This is a genomic window from Devosia equisanguinis (genome assembly GCF_900631955.1).
Taxonomy (GTDB): domain Bacteria; phylum Pseudomonadota; class Alphaproteobacteria; order Rhizobiales; family Devosiaceae; genus Devosia; species Devosia equisanguinis.
In genome coordinates, this window is sequence record NZ_UZWD01000038.1 from 11845 (window position 1) to 29157 (window position 17313).

18 protein-coding genes and 1 pseudogene are annotated in these 17313 nt (G+C 64.4%); 1 reads left to right on the forward strand and 18 read right to left on the reverse strand.

The features are described 5' to 3' along the window. Nucleotides 1–31: 31 nt before the first annotated feature. A complete protein-coding gene (locus DEVEQU_RS15005) occupies nucleotides 32–2188 on the forward strand; it encodes a methyl-accepting chemotaxis protein (protein WP_126151416.1) in 2157 nt (718 codons plus the stop codon). Nucleotides 2189–2196: 8 nt separating this feature from the next. Here DEVEQU_RS15005 and DEVEQU_RS15010 read toward each other — a convergent pair whose 3' ends face one another. The 18 genes and pseudogenes from DEVEQU_RS15010 to DEVEQU_RS15095 form a co-directional block, all read right to left on the reverse strand. After that, entirely contained in the window at nucleotides 2197–2886 is a 690-nt protein-coding gene (locus DEVEQU_RS15010; RefSeq protein WP_126151417.1) for an aspartate/glutamate racemase family protein, read from the reverse strand. A gap of 7 nt (nucleotides 2887–2893) precedes the next feature. Further along, entirely contained in the window at nucleotides 2894–3430 is a 537-nt protein-coding gene (locus tag DEVEQU_RS15015) for an RNA pyrophosphohydrolase (protein ID WP_206437864.1), read from the reverse strand. 11 nt (nucleotides 3431–3441) lie between these two features. Next, the gene (locus DEVEQU_RS15020) at nucleotides 3442–4572 is read right to left on the reverse strand and encodes a divergent polysaccharide deacetylase family protein (protein ID WP_126151419.1); all 1131 of its coding nucleotides are present in this window, start codon (nucleotides 4570–4572) and stop codon (nucleotides 3442–3444) included. A 145-nt stretch (nucleotides 4573–4717) separates the two neighbouring features. Next, nucleotides 4718–6136: a S41 family peptidase gene (locus DEVEQU_RS15025; protein ID WP_223214244.1), complete on the reverse strand. Its 1419-nt coding sequence runs from the start codon at nucleotides 6134–6136 to the stop codon at nucleotides 4718–4720. Between the two features lie 7 nt (nucleotides 6137–6143). Then, nucleotides 6144–7568 carry a murein hydrolase activator EnvC family protein gene (locus DEVEQU_RS15030; protein WP_126151420.1) on the reverse strand — a complete coding sequence of 475 codons (1425 nt, stop codon included), beginning with the start codon at nucleotides 7566–7568 and terminating at the stop codon, nucleotides 6144–6146. A gap of 96 nt (nucleotides 7569–7664) precedes the next feature. Then, nucleotides 7665–8147, reverse strand: a complete 483-nt coding sequence (gene rlmH / locus DEVEQU_RS15035; protein WP_126151421.1) for a 23S rRNA (pseudouridine(1915)-N(3))-methyltransferase RlmH — start codon at nucleotides 8145–8147, stop codon at nucleotides 7665–7667. A gap of 15 nt (nucleotides 8148–8162) precedes the next feature. Next, nucleotides 8163–8489, reverse strand: a complete 327-nt coding sequence (rsfS, locus tag DEVEQU_RS15040) for a ribosome silencing factor (protein WP_126151689.1) — start codon at nucleotides 8487–8489, stop codon at nucleotides 8163–8165. A gap of 247 nt (nucleotides 8490–8736) precedes the next feature. Then, nucleotides 8737–9375 (reverse strand): nicotinate-nucleotide adenylyltransferase, encoded by a 639-nt coding sequence (locus DEVEQU_RS15045; RefSeq protein ID WP_126151422.1) that lies wholly within the window; start codon nucleotides 9373–9375, stop codon nucleotides 8737–8739. Between the two features lie 166 nt (nucleotides 9376–9541). Beyond that, the gene (locus tag DEVEQU_RS15050) at nucleotides 9542–10822 is read right to left on the reverse strand and encodes a glutamate-5-semialdehyde dehydrogenase (protein WP_126151423.1); all 1281 of its coding nucleotides are present in this window, start codon (nucleotides 10820–10822) and stop codon (nucleotides 9542–9544) included. Next, a complete protein-coding gene (gene proB, locus DEVEQU_RS15055; RefSeq protein WP_126151424.1) occupies nucleotides 10819–11952 on the reverse strand; it encodes a glutamate 5-kinase in 1134 nt (377 codons plus the stop codon). Before proB ends, DEVEQU_RS15050 begins: the two co-directional genes overlap by 4 nt. Before the next feature lie 172 nt (nucleotides 11953–12124). Beyond that, entirely contained in the window at nucleotides 12125–13168 is a 1044-nt protein-coding gene (gene obgE, locus DEVEQU_RS15060; RefSeq protein WP_126151425.1) for a GTPase ObgE, read from the reverse strand. A gap of 19 nt (nucleotides 13169–13187) precedes the next feature. After that, on the reverse strand, nucleotides 13188–13760 hold the full coding sequence (locus DEVEQU_RS15065) for a GNAT family N-acetyltransferase (protein ID WP_126151426.1): 573 nt from the start codon (nucleotides 13758–13760) through the stop codon (nucleotides 13188–13190). Further along, nucleotides 13757–14281, reverse strand: coding sequence for a GNAT family N-acetyltransferase (locus DEVEQU_RS15070; RefSeq protein WP_126151427.1), 525 nt, complete (start codon nucleotides 14279–14281; stop codon nucleotides 13757–13759). Before DEVEQU_RS15070 ends, DEVEQU_RS15065 begins: the two co-directional genes overlap by 4 nt. Then, nucleotides 14272–14799, reverse strand: a complete 528-nt coding sequence (locus DEVEQU_RS15075; RefSeq protein ID WP_126151428.1) for a GNAT family N-acetyltransferase — start codon at nucleotides 14797–14799, stop codon at nucleotides 14272–14274. The genes DEVEQU_RS15070 and DEVEQU_RS15075 overlap by 10 nt, the downstream gene beginning before the upstream one ends. Continuing rightward, complete coding sequence (locus DEVEQU_RS15080; RefSeq protein ID WP_164550431.1) at nucleotides 14796–15323, reverse strand: GNAT family N-acetyltransferase; 528 nt, start codon at nucleotides 15321–15323, stop codon at nucleotides 14796–14798. Before DEVEQU_RS15080 ends, DEVEQU_RS15075 begins: the two co-directional genes overlap by 4 nt. 119 nt (nucleotides 15324–15442) lie before the next feature. Then, on the reverse strand, nucleotides 15443–15709 hold the full coding sequence (gene rpmA / locus DEVEQU_RS15085; RefSeq protein ID WP_126151430.1) for a 50S ribosomal protein L27: 267 nt from the start codon (nucleotides 15707–15709) through the stop codon (nucleotides 15443–15445). A gap of 132 nt (nucleotides 15710–15841) precedes the next feature. After that, nucleotides 15842–16246 (reverse strand): annotated as a pseudogene (gene rplU, locus DEVEQU_RS15090) (50S ribosomal protein L21); the annotation flags it as partial. 233 nt (nucleotides 16247–16479) lie between these two features. Then, complete coding sequence (locus DEVEQU_RS15095) at nucleotides 16480–17250, reverse strand: MBL fold metallo-hydrolase (RefSeq protein WP_126151432.1); 771 nt, start codon at nucleotides 17248–17250, stop codon at nucleotides 16480–16482. Between the last annotated feature and the right edge of the window lie 63 nt (nucleotides 17251–17313).

Sequence of the window (17313 nt, forward strand, 5' to 3'; positions counted from 1 at the left end):
GGCTGGAGGGCCGGCAAATGGGGACATTACGATGGGCACGTTTCTGAGCAATCTGCGTCTGACCTTCGCCATTCCGGCCATGACTATCGCGGCCTTGGCGGCCGCCATGCTGGCGGTTATCGCAGGGCTGTATCTCAGCCTCAGTGGCACCGTGCAGCGGGATACTGACGCCGCGGTCATGACATCCACGCGCGTTGCAGCGCAAATCCTCCAGGTCAATCTGCCCAGCCTGGACGTTGTGCTCGACGAGCCGGGCGAGGTCACAGGTCTTTCTGCGCAACGCATGCCGCGGTTCCGCACGCACGACGTTATCGACACGGTCTCGCGTGTCGCGGGCCAGGGCGCTGCCATCTATGTGTTCGACCCTGAGGTCAGTCCGGACTTTCTCGTCGGCAGCACCAGCCTGGTCCTGTCGAGCGGAGAGCGGGCAGTGGATCGCGCCATCCCTGCCGGCAGTGCTTTGTTCGACACCCTTATGGCCGGCAGCGCGGTGCAGGTGGCCGACCAGATCGAGGCCAAGCGCTACCTGATGCGGTACCAGCCTATTGCCACGGCCGATGGCAAAGTGATTGGGGCCCTGCTTATCGCGGTTGACCGCACGCCGCTGGAGGCGGTGCTCGGACAATCCATGCTGGTGCTGGGAGCAACGGCCCTGCTGGCCCTGGTTTTGATTGCACTCGTCGCGCTCATGGTGGCCCGCGGGCTGATCCGACCCATTCCCCAATTGGCTAAGGCGATGGACGCCATAGCCGGCGGCGAACTCGATTGTGAAGTGCCCTATCTCCATGTGCGCAACGAAGTCGGCGCCATGGCGCGATCCGTCGAGATTTTTCGTACCAATGCGCTGGAAAAAGCCGCGCTCGACGAGCGGGCGCGGCATCATCTTGCCGAGGCAGCCGATCATACGGGGCAATTGCAGGCCATTGGTCGGAGCCAGATCGTGGCCGAGTTTCACCTCGATGGCACCGTCATCAGTGCCAATGAAAATTTCCTGCGGTTGCTGGGCTATGGAGCTGCAGACGTTGTCGGCCAGCCCAATGCGCTGTTCCTGTTCAACGCCGATCCTAAAAGTGTCAGCTATATTCAGTTCTGGACCGAGTTAGCAGAGGGCACGTTCAAGAGTGGCGAGTACCGCCGACGGACGCGCGATGGCCGCGAAGTGTGGATCCAGAGCACTTTTACCCCGATCGCGGATGCCGAAGGACGGGCCTATAAGGTCGTTCAGTTCGCCACGGACGTGACAGCGCGCAAGCAGTCCGTCGCCGCCATTGGCCAAGGGCTGAAGACGCTGGCCTCGGGCGACCTGACCCATACGATCGACACGCCTTTTCCTGCCGAGTTCGAAGACCTGCGCATGGCGCTGAATGGCACAGTGGAGCGCTTTGCCGATGTGGTGGGGCAGCTGCGCATGACGACGCGCTCGCTGCGGACAGCCAGCGGCGAGCTGCTGAGCGGCGCCAATGATCTGTCGGAACGCACGACGCGGCAGGCGGCCACCATCGAGCAGACATCGGCAGCCATGGAAGAGCTGGCGGCGACGGTGGCCAGCAATGCCGGCATGGCCGAAGAGGCAGCGCGCAAGGCCGAGACCGTCTCTGCCGTCGCCCAGGAGAGCCGCGCGGTGATGGAGGAGGCGACCGGGGCCATGGCGCGTATCACCGCCTCTTCGCAGAAGATCTCCAACGTCATCGGGTTGATCGACGACATCGCTTTCCAGACCAATCTGTTGGCGCTCAACGCTTCGGTCGAGGCGGCACGGGCGGGTGACGCCGGGAAGGGTTTTGCCGTCGTCGCGGTGGAGGTGAGGCGGCTGGCGCAGAGCGCCGCGCAGGCGTCCAATGAGGTCAAGGCGCTTGTTGAACAGAGCGGCACGGAAGTGACGGGCGGGGCACAGCTTGTGGTCGAGGCCGGTGACAGACTTCGTGCGGTTCTGGAGGCGGCGCAAGAGAATAGCGCATTGGTGCGGGCCATCACCCAGGCCAGCCGTGAGCAGGCTTCTGCGATCGAAGAGGTCAACATGGCCGTGCGCACGCTCGATCAGATGACGCAGCACAATGCTTCATTGGTGGAAGAGACCAATTCGGTCATTGCGCAGACCGAGGGCCAGACCCAGGCCCTGGACCGGATTGTCGACGTGTTCCGGCTCGATGAGGACAAACAGATGCCGAAGCAGCGCGCGGCGGCTTGAGCGGTCGCTCAGCCGGCGAGGGCCGCGTCAACCAGGGCCTTGGCGTGCAGATCGGTGGTGTCGTAGGTGGGCAGTGACGAGGTGCTGTCGTCGATCAACATGCCGATCTCGGTGCAGCCCAGGATAACGGCCTGGGCGCCGCGCGCGGCGAGCCGGTCGATGGCGGTCTGATAGATGCGGCGCGACTCCTCGCGCACGATGCCCTTGCACAGCTCGTCATAGATGATGCCGTTGAGATTGGTGCGTTCCACCTCGGGGATCAACGGGGTGAGGCCACGCGCCAGCAGCCGGTCCTTGTAAAAGTCCATTTCCATGGTGAAGCGCGTGCCCAGCAGGCCCACCGTATCGAAACCGTCGGCGAGCAAGGCCTCTGCCGTGGGATCGGCGATGTGGACGAAGGGGCGGGCAATGCCGTCCTGAATGGCGTCGGCCACCACATGCATGGTGTTGGTGGCAAGGCCGATGATGTCGGCACCGGCGGCGACCAGACCGCGCGCCACGCCATTGAGCGCGGCTCCCGCTTCGTCCCAGGCGCCGGCCGATTGCATGGCGGCGATCCCGGCGAAGTCGACCGAATGGACGATGAGCGGCGCCGAATGCAGACCGCCGAGACGACGCGCCGTCTCCTGGTTCAGCACCCGGTAGTAATGGGCGGTGGATTCCCAGCTCATGCCGCCGATCAGGCCGATGGTCTTCATGCTGGCCTCAGACATGGGTGAAGCGCTGCGGGATATCGGCAAAGGCCTCGACCACCTTTTCATAGGCGGGCTTCTTGAACGGCACGATCAGGCTGGGGGTGCGGCTCAGCTTTTCCCAGCGCCAGGCGTCGAACTCGGCCGGAAACTTGCCGCCACCTGGGGTCTCGACATCGATCTCGCTGGGCTTGCCGGTAAAGGCGAAGGCAAACCAGCGCTGGCGCTGGCCGCGATAGCGTCCCTTGAGGGCAATGCCCAGGGCCTCGTCGGGCAGGTCGTAATGGATCCATTCCGGTGCCTCGGCCAGGAGGCTGACCGAGACGATATTGGTTTCCTCGTGCAGCTCGCGCAAAGCGGCGCGCAGCGGGTCTTCGCCCTTGTCGATGCCGCCCTGCGGCATCTGCCATGGCGCGGCGACTTCACTGCGGTCCTCGGAATTGGGATCGGCCTTGCGCCGCCCGATCAGCACGTTGCCCTCGGCATTGAAGACGGCCACCCCCACGCAGTCACGATAGGGCAGGGCGTCACGGTCAGGGCGGGTCGTCATAGCAGGTCTTTTCATTTCATCAGGGCGCTGGCGGGCACCAAGGTTATCCCGCGCGCTTGAAGGTCTTGCGACCACTCGGTCACTGCCTGCACCGATATGGGCAGGGCGCTCACAATACCGATGGCTCCGCCGCTTTCCATGGCCTGGTTTTCAAGGCTGGCAAGCGCTGCGAGAATGGCCTGGCGCGAGGGGTTGGCGTCGATGATCAGGCTGGCCTTGGCAAAGGGCACCTTGTTGGTGCTGGACAATTGCTGGGCCACCGAGCGGTTTGAGGAGCCGTCATCGATATAGCCGATGCCACGGGCGCCCAACTCTTCCATGATCGGCGAGAAGTCGGTGCCCGAGGCGGTGAAGCGTGCGCCCATATTGTTGATGACGCCGAAATAACCGCCAAATCGCGCCATCAGCCAGAACAGCTTTTCGAGATTGGCGCGCGGGGCTTCGCCGGTGAGGATGGTATGGGGGCCGGGATCGTTCTGTGGGTAGTCGAAGGGCTCGAGCGGGATCTCCAGCATTACCTCGTGGCCGGAGGAGCGCGCGGCCGAAACCGTGTTCTGCAATTGCCGTCCATAGGGGGCAAAGGCCAGTGTCACATCGGGCGGCAACTGACCGATAGCGTCGAGCGAGCCCTGTTCGTTGATGCCAAGGCCGGTGACGATGATCGCCACCTTGGGGCCGCTGACCACAGGCGCGGCATTGCGATAGGCCTCGAAGGGGCGCGTGCCAGTGCCGGAAATGCGTGGGATGGCGCCATTGGCAGTTTCTTCGCTGAGATCGGGCAGAGCGCCAGTGGTGTCGCGCACCGGCAGCGGCCCCATGTCGGCGGGCGCATCGTGGCCGGCCGTCATCTCGGTGATCGCGGCGCCGGCGGGGAATTGCTCGGGATCGGCGGTAATGGTCACCGGCCCGCTGGCCACGGCATTGGCGATGGCATTGCCATCGCGGGTGGAGGTGATGGCCACTTCCTGGGAGGGGCGGCCGCCATTGGGATCTTCGACCATGACCACGCGCAGCACCAGGCCCAGCACGATCACGGCGATGATGCCGAAGAGAATGCGCCCCAGCGGCAGGTGCAAACGGCCCCGGCCACCGTCGCCACGGCGCTTGCGGCCGGTCAATGGTGTGCTGAGATCGTTGGCCATGGCGGGGTCGGGTTCGCTCTTCTGAGAGGGAAAGGCCGGAAGCGCGGGAGAATCAGGGTCCCGCGCTTCCCCTAGTCTAGATCACTTCACCGTTTCGCTGAATCGGTGAAGTGATCGTGTTGGCACCGGCAGACCGGTTCGGATGTCAGTCCGCCTTGGGCGGATAGGCCGGGTTGGTCTCTTCGCCATCGATCAGGCGAATGGCATATTGCAGCTGGTTGTCCTCGGCCTTGTCCACCGGCACATAGACCGAAGAGCCGACCGTGGTCTCTTCCTGGCCATCCACGGTGATGTGGCCGGCCAGCCCGGCTTCGCCGATGATCTCGTCACGGCCCTTGAACTCTTCGGGCACGGTCTGCTTGATCTCGATATCGGGCGTGATGCCCAAGGCCTGGATGGAGCGGTTGCTCGGGGTGTAGTAGCGGGCCGTGGTCAGGCGCATGGCGCCATCGGGACCCAGCGAGATGATCGACTGCACCGATCCCTTGCCGAAGGAGCGCGTGCCCACCACGGTGGCGCGCTTGTGGTCCTGCAGAGCACCGGCGACGATCTCGGAGGCCGAGGCGGAGCCGCCATTGATCAGCACCACCAGCGGCACATCGGCCAGCTTGGCATCGAGCGGATCGGGCTGGGCGTCGTAGCGGGCGCTTTCGTTCTCGGAGCGGCCGCGAGTCAGCACCACCGAGCCCTTGTTGAGGAAGGCGTCGGCGACATAGACCGACTGATCGACCAGGCCACCGGGATTGTTGCGCAGATCGAGAATGATGCCCTTGGGCGGGGTACCATTGCGCTCCTTGTAGATGTCCTCGATGGAGCGCTCGAGCCCGACAAAGGCCTGCTCGGTGAAGCGGGCCAGGCGGATGACGGCGACGTCGCCTTCCATCGACCAGCGGGTGACGCGCATCGAGATGGTCGCGCGGGTCAATTCGAAATCGAGCGGTTCGTTGACGCCCTCGCGGATCACCGTGACCTTGATGGTGGTGCCGATCGGCCCACGCATCTTGTCGACGGCCTCGTCGAGCGAGAGATTTTCGATGGAGACGCCATCCAGTGCCACGATCAGGTCATTGGCGAGAATGCCGGCGCGGGCGGCCGGAGTCTCGTCGATGGGCGACACCACCTTGACGATGCCGTTTTCCTGGGTGACTTCGATGCCAAGGCCCCCGAACTGCCCGGACATGTCCTGGCGGGTCTCGTCATAGTCGACGGGCGGCAAATAGTCCGAATGCGGATCGAGCGAGCGCAGCATGCCGCTGATGGCGGCGCGGATCAGCTCCTCCTCATCGGGGGGATCGACATATTCATTGCGGATGCGGTCGAAGATTTCGCCGAAGAGATTGAGGTCGGCATAGACCTGCAAGGGATCGCGCGGCTCGGCGGCGGCCTTTTCCTCGGGGGTCGGCTCAGGCTGCTCGGCATTGGGATCGAGCGGGACCTGCGGGGCTTCCTCGGCCGGGGCAGCCGGGGCTGCGGGAGCCGGGGCCTGGTCCTGCGCGATGAGCATGGTGGCGGGCACCAGCAGGGCAACGGCAAGGGCGCCGGCGCCGATAAGGGGGAAGCGCATGAATTATCTATCCCGTCTGTTCTTGTCTGGCCCACCACCCCTCGGGGTCGAAAGGCTCGTTGTTCTGTCGCAGTTCAATATAAAGGGTCGGCTGGGCGTTTCCAGCATTGGTGGTGACCGTCCGTCCAATTGTGCGTGATCCCATGGCACCCACGGGTTCGCCCATCTGCACGAATTGCCCGATCGAGACGCTGATCGAATCAAGCCCGGCCAAAAGTGCGGTGTAGCCGCTGCCGGTATTGAGAATGATGATCTGGCCATAATTGAGGTAAGGGCCGGTATAGAGCACCCAGCCATCGGCCGGGGCCAGGACCTGGGCGTCGTTGCGCGTCAGGATGGATTGCCCCTGGGCGATGCCGCCGCGACTGTCATTGCTGCCAAAGGCGACGGCCACTTCACCATTGGCGGGGCGGGCGAGATAGCCGCGGGCCATGGGGAAGGGCACGGCCGGCTCGGTGCGCGCCGCATTGGCAAAAGCCAGCTGGATCGCCTCGGGCGACAGCATTGGGGCGTCGGGCTGCTGGTTCTGCGGGGTGCCGGCGGCGCTGTTGGCGGCGCGCTCGCTCAGGGCCCCAACCAGTTCACGCAAGGAACTGGCGCGCTCGGCCAGCGCCAGGGCTTCGGCCTCCTCGGCTTCGAGCTCGGTGCTGCGCTGGGTAATGCCCTGCTTGCGCGCCGCGATCAGGGTGGCGATGCGCAATTGCTCTTCCTCGAGCACGGCGTGGTTGGCCTTGAGCGTGGCTTCTTCGGCCAGCGCCTCTTCCTTGATTCCCGTCAGGGTCTTGAGATCGGCGGCCACGCTATCGGCGCGGCTTCGCAATTGCGGGACGATGGCAGCGATCAGCATGGCGCCGCGTGCCGAACCCAGGGCATCGCTGGGATCGACGATCAGCGCCGGCGGAGGATTGAGTGAAATGCGCTGCAGGGCAGCGAGCACATTGGCGATTTCGGCATCGGCGCCATCGAGTCGGCCGCGCACTTCGAGTTCGCGCACGATGAGGTCGGAGAGGCGCTCCTCGACATCGGCCACTTCGATTTCGGCCAGTTTGACGCGTTGCGCCGCGGCAATCAGGGCGGCGTTCTGCTGGGTGCGGTCGCCCTCCATCTCGGCGATTTCGGCCTTGAGCGCGTCGATGCGCTCGCGGCTGAGGCTCAGCGAGGATTCCACGGTTTCGAGGTCGGCGGCGCTGGTGGTGGCGGTATCGGTGGCCGGAATTGTGACCTCCGGCGCGGCGCCAGGCTCAGACGCTGCCGGGGTGGCCTCGGTGTCTATTGGCGCAGCGGCGTCGGGCGCTGGCGTTTCGGCTGGAGTGGAGACGGCGGGATCGGGCGCGACGGTCTGGGTTTGCGCGGAAAGCGGCAGCGCCACCAGTCCGGCAAGGGCCAGCCCGGTCAGAACCGCTTTCACTGTGCTGCCCGGCCCTGGCCGCATGGCATCTCCTTGCCTGGGCAATCGCCCGAATCAGTCCCGCGCACCATAGCAAGCGGCTGGCAAACCGCTGGTTAACATTGCTTAACCATGTGGGGCTCAGTCGCCCCGGTGATAGGGGTGGCCCGACAGAATGGTGGTGGCACGATAAAGCTGCTCGGCCAGCATGATGCGCACCAATTGGTGCGGCCAGACCATGGGGGAAAAGCTGATGCTGAGATCGGCCTGACGCACCAGGTCGGGGTCGATGCCGTCGGCGCCCCCGATCACAAAGCCGATAGCGGCGCGGCCATCATCGCGCCAGCGACCGAGCTGGGTGGCAAAGGCGTCCGAGGTGATGGATTTGCCGCGTTCGTCGAGAGTGACGAGGAGACCGTCCGGCAGGGCGGCGCGAATGGCCTTGGCTTCCTCGGCTTTTCGGGACGCGGCGGAACCGGCGCGGCTTTCGCTCATCTCGAAGACGTCAAAGCCGGTCAGCGCCAGGGGCTTGCCGGTGCCGCTGGCCCGCTCAAGATAACGGGCCACGAGCTCGCGCTCCGGCCCGTTCTTCATCCGGCCCACGGCCGCAATGGCAATGCGCATCCAGTGCGGTCCGGCTCAGTGCTGGTCGGCGGCGAAATCGGCCTGCCACATCTTTTCGAGGCTATAGAACTCGCGCACTTCCGGGCGGAAGATGTGGACGATGACATCGCCGGCATCAACCAGGACCCAGTCGGCATGGGGCAAGCCTTCGACCCGCGGCTTGCCGTGACCATGGTCGCGCAGGGCCGAGATCAGCTGGTCGGCGACAGCGGCGACGTGCCGGTGCGAGCGACCCGAGGTCACCACCATATGGTCGGCCAGCGAGGACTTGCCAGTGATATCGACGGCAACGGTTTCCTCGGCCTTGGCATCCTCGAGCGTATCGAGAATGACGTCGATCATGGACTTCGAAGCGGTGGCAGCCGGGGTCGGCGAAGCGGAAAGTGTGTTTTCGGGCAGCGCGGCCATCAGAAACGGCCTTCCGCCCATGCGCGTGCATGGGTCATGCGAGAGATAAGCATCCTTGGTTGTTGATCGGAATGTTGCGGCGTCGTGAAAAACGGCAAGCCGTCAGTTCCTGTTCCGGTGACAGTGATCACTCCGGCCAAATATGCGCGTTTATGGGGATTTTTGCAAGGTCATGGCGCGATCACGCCGTAGTCAGCCCCTTTTGGGCCCGAATGGCGGTCGAGGACAGCGCGGATTGACGCCCCTGCAGATAGATCCAGGCGGGCGGCTGCGCATAGGGCAGGAGGGGACCGGCGCTCTCGTCGAGCTGGGCATGGTCGAGCACGCTGGCAGCGCGGGAGGCCAGGGCCCGCCGGCCCGATCCCGGTCGCGCATAGACGGCAATGGGCACCATGGCCGCGATATCGCGCCAGCGTTCCCAGCGATGGAAATCGGCGAGACTGTCGGCGCCCATGATCCAGACAAAGCGCCGGTCGGGCATCGTCCGGGTCAGGAAGGCAATGGTCTGCCAGGTATAGACGAAGCCCTTCTCGGCCTCGAAGCCGGTGACGCGGATGCGCGGATGGCCAATGCGGGCGCGGGCCGCCGTCACCCGCTCGGTGAGCGATGGCAGTTTCGCATTGTTCTTGAGCGGATTGCCGGGGGTGACCAGCACCCAGAGCGCATCGAGCTCCAGCCGGCGCATGGTTTCCTCCATGACCAGGATATGGCCGTCATGGATGGGATTGAACGAGCCGCCGAAAAGGCCGATGCGCATGCCCGATGCCGAGGGGGGCAGCGTGGTGATGCCGGGAATGCGGAGGGGCGGGCGCAGGGTCATGGGTGGCGCTGCTTCGAAGAGCTAGCCATGAACACCCCCACCCGGCCTCCCCCTGAAGGAGGGGGAGGAGAAGAGGAGGGGCGCTGAGAGAGTGGCGTACTGGATGGGCCCCTCCCCCGTCTTCCGGGGGAGGTTGGGTGGGGGCCCAGCAGAACAGAAACCAAGTTCAAGGCCTCAACTGCCCATTGCCGCGCAGGCGGTATTTGAAGCTGGTGAGCTGTTCGACGCCAACCGGGCCGCGCGCATGCATCTTGCCGGTGGCGATGCCGATTTCGCCGCCAAAACCGAATTCGCCGCCATCGGCGAACTGGGTGGAGGCGTTGTGGACGAGAATGGCGCTGTCGACTTCGTTGAAGAATTTTTCGACGGCTTCCAGGTCCTCCGCGATGATCGCTTCGGTGTGATGGCTGGAATAATGCTCGATATGGGCGATGGCTTGCTCGATGCTGTCGACCACCTTCACCGAGATGATGGCGTCCTCATATTCGGTTTTCCAATCCTCCTCGGTGGCTTCCAGCGCTTCGGGGATCAATGACATGACCTGCGCATCGCCGCGGATTTCGCAGCCCTTTGCCACGAGCGCAGTGATGATCGGCTTCAAATGGGTTTTGACCACGTCCTTGTGGACCAGCAGGGTTTCGGCGGCGCCGCAAATGCCGGTGCGGCGCATCTTGGCGTTGAGGGTGACGGCGACGGCCTTGTCGAGATCGGCCGAGCGGTCGATATAGACATGCACCAGGCCCTCGAGATGGGCAAAGACCGGCACGCGCGCTTCGGATTGGACACGCGCCACCAAGGACTTGCCGCCACGCGGCACGATCACGTCGATATTGCCGCCCAGGCCCTTGAGCATTTCCCCCACCGCTTCGCGGTCGGTGGTGGGCACGAGCTGGACGCATTCGACCGGCAGGCCGGCCAGATGCAGCCCGTCGAGCAGGCAATCGACCAAAGCGCGGGAGGAATGAAAAGAATCCGAGCCGCCGCGCAGGATGACGGCATTGCCCGACTTGATGCAGAGCGCCCCGGCATCTGCCGTAACATTGGGGCGGCTTTCGAAGATGACGCCGATGACGCCGAGGGGGGTGCGGACACGCTCGATATGGAGGCCATTGGGCCGATCCCATTCGGCGATGACCGTGCCCACCGGATCGGGCAGCTCGGCAATGGTCTTTACGGCCTCGATAATGCCGTCGATACGCGCGTCGGTGAGCAGCAGGCGATCGAGAAAGGCGCCGGAAATGCCCTTTTCGCGCGCGGCGGCCATGTCGAGCTCGTTGGCGGCAAGGATTTTTTTGCGATGGGCGTTGATGGCGCCAGCGGCGGTGAGCAGGGCAGTGCGCTTCTGCTCTGAGGTTGCGATCTTGAGGGCGCTGGCGCCGATGCGGGCATTTCGGCCGATCTCGCCCATGATCTCGGCAAGGCTCGGGGTGGCTTGGACGGCGCTCATGACGCTAGCTCCTCTTTACTGCCTGTCAGGACCATATTGTCGCGATGCACCATTTCGGCGCGGTTGCCAGCGCCCAGCAATTCGACAATGGCGTGGCTCTTCTTGCCCATGACCAGGCGCGCATCGTCGCTGTCGAGCCCGGAGAGGCCGCGGGCGATTTCGATACCATCCGGGCCGATCACGGCAATGGTGTCGCCGCGTTCGAACTCCCCGGTGATCCGGGTGACGCCGACGGGCAGCAGCGAGCGGCCATTCTTAAGCGCACCGGCCGCGCCGGCATCGACCTGGACGGTGCCCGAGACGGCCAGCGTGCCCATGATCCAGCGTTTTCGCGACTGGGCGCGGGAGGTGGCGGCCTGGAAGAGCGTGTGTAAGCCACCTTCGCCCAGGCGCTTGAGCGGATGGGTTTCAGTGCCCTTGGCGATGATCATGGCGGTGCCGGCCAGGGTGGCGATCTTGCCGGCCTCGACCTTGGTGGTCATGCCACCGCGCGAGAGATGGCTGGCGGCGCCGCCGGCCATGGCCTCGATGGCCGGGGTGATGCGCTCGACCACCGGAATGTGGGCGGCGGCGGGGTCCTTGGCCGGCGGGGCTGTATAGAGCCCGTCGATATCGGAGAGAAGCACCAGAAGATCGGCCTCGATCATGGTGGCGACGCGGGCCGAGAGGCGGTCATTGTCGCCATAGCGGATTTCGGCGGTGGCGACGCTGTCATTCTCGTTGATGATGGGAATGGCGCCCAGACCCAGCAGCGTCTGGATGGTGGTGCGCGCATTGAGGAAGTAGCGACGTTCCTCGGTGATATTGGGGGTGATGAGGATCTGCCCGGTGACGATCTGGTGCCGGCCCAATGCCTCGGCCCAGGCTTGGGATAGAGCGATCTGTCCGGCGCTGGCAGCGGCCTGGCTCTGCTCGAGCGTGAGGGTGACGGCGGAGAGGCCGAGCAGGCCCCGGCCCAGGGCAATGGCGCCGGAGGAGACGATGACGATCTCCCGGCCCTCGGACTTGAGCGCGGCAATGTCCTCGGCCAGATCGGCCAACCAGGCTGCGCGCAGCTTGCCGGCCTTGTCGACGAGCAGAGCCGAGCCGATCTTGATGGTGATACGGCGATAGGGGGCGAGGGGGTTCATCGGATGGTTTCCAAAGGCAATCCAGAAACCCCCACCCAGCCTCCCCCTGAAGAAGGGGGAGGGGCGGCCTTGTGCGCGTGACGCGATCGAGGGCCGCAACCAGCCCACCCCTCCCCCTGTTTCAGGGGGAGGTTGGGAGGGGGTGCTACAATTGTGCCGAGGAGACTGCCCATCACGGCGTCCATTTTGTTTCCGTGGCCTTCTTTTCCATCTCGACAGCCTCGGCCTTTTCGGCGTCGAGGAAGTTGATGACGTCCCAGAGCACCTGTTCGACGCCCTGGCCGGTGACGCCCGAGACCAGGCGCACTTCGGCCTTGGAGGCCTTTTTGAGGGCCTTGACCTTGGCCTTGATCTCGTCCTCGCTCAGCGCATCGACCTTGTTAAGGACGACGATCTCGTCCTTGTCGGCCAGCACGTCGGCATAGGCGGCCAGCTCGTAGCGCACCGCTTTATAGACATGGGCCACGTCTTCGCTGGTGCCGTCGATCAGGTGAATGAGAATATTGCAGCGCTCGATATGGCCGAGGAACCGGTCACCAATGCCGATGCCCTCGCTCGCCCCTTCGATGAGACCCGGAATATCGGCCAGCACGAATTCGCGCTCGCCGACGCGCACCACGCCCAGATTGGGGTGGAGCGTGGTGAAGGGGTAATCGGCGATCTTTGGCTTGGCGGCGGAGACGGCGGCGAGGAAGGTCGACTTGCCGGCATTGGGCTGCCCGACGAGGCCGGCATCAGCGATGAGCTTCAACCGCAGCCAGATGCCTTTTTCCGTGCCTTCCTGACCGGGATTGGCGCGGCGCGGCGCCTGGTTGGAGCTGGTCTTGAAATAGGCATTGCCGAAGCCGCCATTGCCGCCCTTGAGCAGCACGACCCGTTGGCCGACCTCGGTGAAATCGGCGATCAGGGTTTCCTGGTCTTCCTCAAAAATCTGGGTACCCTTGGGGACGCGCAGGATGACGTCGGCGCCATCGGCGCCGGTGCGGTTGCGGCCCATGCCATGCACGCCGGTATCGGCGCGAAAGTGCTGCTGGTAGCGATAGTCGATCAGGGTGTTGAGGCCTTCGACGCATTCGGCGATGATGTCGCCGCCGCGCCCGCCATTGCCGCCATCGGGGCCACCGAATTCGACGAATTTTTCGCGCAGGAAACTGACGGCGCCGGCGCCGCCGGAACCGGATTTGATATAGACCTTGGCCTGATCGAGAAATTTCATTGCTGTCGTGCCTTCCAGGCTAGGTGTTCGCTTGCGTATGGTTTCCGCCCGGCGCCGACCGGTGCTGGTGGTCCTGGAAACTCTCGCGCGACAATTGGGTCTCGATATGCTCCACCTCGGCGCCGCGCGCAAGGCAGAGCAGGCTTGATCGTCCGGTCTCGACAAAGCCCAACCGCTTCTGGATGGCGAGCGAGGCGGCATTGAAATGGAAAACACCGGAATAGATCATGGGCGCTGCCGTTGCCGCAAAGAACCAGGCGAGGCTGGCGGTGACCGCTTCGGTCATGATGCCCCGGCCCCAGAAGGGCTTGCCCAGCCAATAGCCGATCACGGGGCCCTCGGCGCCGGGATGAAATCCCACCTGGCCGGCATAGGCGCCATGAATCTCGATGGCGAAATTGACCTCGTCGGGAGCCAGGTCCGGCTTGCGGGTGCGCAGCCAGCCCTGCGCATCGGCGAGATGGTAGGGAAAGGGCACGCGCGCCAGATTGCCAGCCACGTCGATATCGTTGAGGTAGCGGGCGATTGCTGGGGCGTCGAGGCTCTGCGGGGGGCGCAGCAGCAGGCGGGCGGTATTGAGCGTTGGGTTCATCGGCGGCGCTCCATGAGGAGCAGCGGCCGGCCGCGATGGCGTTCGACCACGCTCAGCGTTTCCTCGATCACGACAAAGCCGGTCTTTTGCAGCACGCGCACCGAGGCGGCATTGCCGGCGAGAACACGGGCGCGGATGGGGGTGATCCCCAAAGCTTCGGCGGCCTCGACCAAACCGGTGACCGCCTCGGGTGCAAGGCCCTGACCCCAATGGCTTTCGCCCAGCCAATAACCGAGCTCGACCGGGCGGTCTTCGAAAAAGTAGAAGCCGATGACGCCCTTGAGCCTGTCATCCCCGCTGCCCGCAATGACATAGGACCGCTGGCCCGGTTTATGCGCGGCGCGGGTGATAAACCCCTCGGCATGTTCGGGTAGATAGGGAAAAGGCAGGCTCGCGGTGGGCTCCAGCACTTTCCAATTATTGGCCTCTGTCACCAGCGCTTCGGCATCGCTCATGCGCGGGGCGCGCAGCAGCAGACGCTCGGTGGCGATGGTCTGGGGGAGGGTGTCTGTCAGGCGCATTGTTGGTCTCCCCGCGCCTGCCAGGCGGTGCGCGTCAGTCTGGTTATCACATGATCGACATGGTTTTGCAGGGCCTGGGAATAGCGCATTTCATGGCCCTCATCGACAAAGCCGAGCTTGTGCTGCAGCCTGAGCGAGGCGGCATTGTCGTGATGGGCGCTGGAGGGAATGGCCTCGCGCTCGGTCTCGCTGAAATGCCAGGAGATCACCGCCGCGGCCGCTTCGGTGCCATAACCCCGTCCCCAGAAGGGGCGGGCGATCCAGAAGCCGAGTTCGTCCATCAGCGATATCGAACCGATCAATCCCTTGCCGGGACGTTCGATGATGAACAGCGCATGCTCGGGCGTATTGCGCGGCGTCTGGCGCAGCCAGTCCATGGCCATGGCCAGCGAGCAGGGCCAGGGCACCGGGGTGAGCCAGCGGGCAACGGCGAATTCGCCAATGCCCAAAGTATAGCTGGGCGCATCGTCCGGCCGGGCGGAGCGCAGGATGAGGCGATCGGTCTTGAGCGTGATCATCTGTCCCAGTCCAGCCTGAGGAAGGTCGCGGGCATGCCGGCATTGGGTCCGATGGGCTCGGCGCCCTTGCCGGTTTCGAGGAAGCCGAGCTTGCCGAGAACGTTGAGCGAGCGGGCATTGGTGCTGAGTGCGCGCGAGCGCAGGGCGCTGGCCCCTGCCGCCCTGGCCGCCGCGACCACGGCGCGCGCCGCCTCGGTGACATAGCCATGGCCCCAATAGGGCTCGCCCAGCCAATAGCCGAGCTCGGGCAATTCGCCTTGTGCGAAATGGAGGCCCACAACGCCCATGAATTCGTCCTCGCGCGTGATGCCATAGCAGGCCTCTTCGGCGCTGGGGACGACGGTCTCGACGAAGAAGCGCGCATCCGCTTCCGCATAGGGGAAGGGCAGGCGGCTCATCCATTGGTGGATGTTCTTGTTGTTGCAGAGTTTTGCGATGGCCGGGACATGGTCAAGGGTCGGCGCGGTCAGGACCAGGCGCTGGGTGGTGAGCGTTTGGGGCAGACGGCTCTTGATGGTGGTCACGATGCAAAACTCCAGACGGAAAAAGGGGAACCGGCGGACCGATTCCCCTTTCGCATCTGTTGTTTGCCAAACACTGCGCCGGGGAACTGGTCACCGGCGGGTTGGTCAGGCCTGCCGGGTTATTCGGCGGCCTCTGCCGGGACGACAGAAACGTGTACTTTGGAGTTCGCACGGGTGCGGAACGACACATGGCCGTCCACGAGTGCGAAAATGGTGTGATCCTTGCCCAGGCCGACGCCGGTGCCCGGAGCCCACTTGGTGCCGCGCTGGCGGATGATGATGTTGCCGGCGAGCACAGCTTCGCCACCGAACTTCTTCACGCCAAGACGACGGCCAGCGGTATCACGACCGTTGCGGGATGAACCGCCTGCTTTCTTATGTGCCATGGTCTAAGCTCCTTATTCCTTGTCGGCCTTATCGGCCTTCTTGGCCGGGGCCTTCTTCGCCGGCTTTTCAGCGGCGGTGTCTTCGCTGGCAGCAGCCTTCTTGGCAGCCGGCTTCTTGGCCGGTGCGTCAGCGGCGGCTTCAGCCTTGGGCGCAGCCTTCTTGGCCGGGGCCTTTTCGGCGACGGCTTCGGTGGTCTCTGCCTTGGCAGCAGCCTTGATCGTCGGCTTGGCGCCGCCGGTCAGGATCTCGGTGATCCGGACGGTGGTCAGCAGCTGACGGTGGCCATTGCGGCGACGCGAATTGTGGCGGCGACGCTTCTTGAAGATGATGACGGTCTTCTGCTTCTTGGTTTCCACCAGTTCAGCAGCGACCAGGGCGCCTTCCACCAGCGGAGCGCCGATGGTGTCGCCAACCATGAGGACTTCGTCAAAGGTGACGATGTCGCCGGCTTCGGCGTCGAGCTTTTCGATCTTGATGACGTCGTTGGCAGCAACTTTGTACTGCTTCCCGCCCGTCTTGATAACGGCGAAAGTCATATTCATGCCGGCTGGATGTGCAACCGGTCCCTATCTGTCGCGCTCTGTGGCGCCGCGGATTTCGTGCCGTTCCGCGGGCTTTTCGGGTCAGAGGGCCGATGTCATACCGGCCGGCAGCCTCGAGCAGCGTTTTCAAACACAACCAGCGCAAAGGCAGGGCCAATGCGCAGGTTGCTGGGCTTATCAGGGCAAAGGGCCCCGGAGTCAAGAGCCTGGCGGGCGCTGAGGGCCATTCAGCCGGCGCTGGGATACCAGTTGCGGAGCCTGACCTCGATGCCTTTGTCGACGGCATTTTCGAAGAGGCCGAGATCGCTATCGCCATAATGGTAGGGATAGACGATGGCCGGCTTGAACGCGTTGACCGCTTTCGCCGCCTGTTCGGGCGTCATGGTATAGGGCAGGTTCATCGGCAGAAAGGCGACATCGATATCGCTGAGGGCCAGCATTTCGGGCGTGGGCTCGGTATCCCCGGCCACATAAACGGTCTTGTCGCCAAAGCTCAGAATGTAGCCATTGCCGACGCCCTGGGGATGATAGCGTAGGCGGTCCTCGCTGGTATTGTAGGCAGCGACGGCGCGCAGCGGGATGCCGGCAATGTCGCCCGCCTCGCCATTGGCCAGGCTGGTGGCATTGGCCTTCAGGTCCTCGGGCAGCTTGTCGAAGACTTCGGCATTGGCCGTGATCGGCACGCCGGTGGCGATGGCTTCAAGCGTGGGCAGGTCGAAATGGTCGCCATGGCCATGGGTGATGAGGATAGCGGTGGGCGCGGGCAGGCTGGCATAGCGTTCGGCGCCGCCCACTGGGTCGACATAAATGACATGATCGCCCCAATGCAGCACCATGCTGGCATGGTCGACCGGATGAATGGTGAGGTCGCCCTGATCGGTGGCGATGGTATCGGCCAAGTCGGTGTCCTGGGCAAGAAGCGGGCTGAACTGGGCGCCAGCAAGCATGAGCAGGGGCAGTCCGGCAAGGCCGGTGAGAACGGTGCGGCGTCTCGGCATTATCTTTTCTCCCTTTATCGCGATGATCCAAACCAACGCCCTTACCGGGGCAGGGATCGGGCA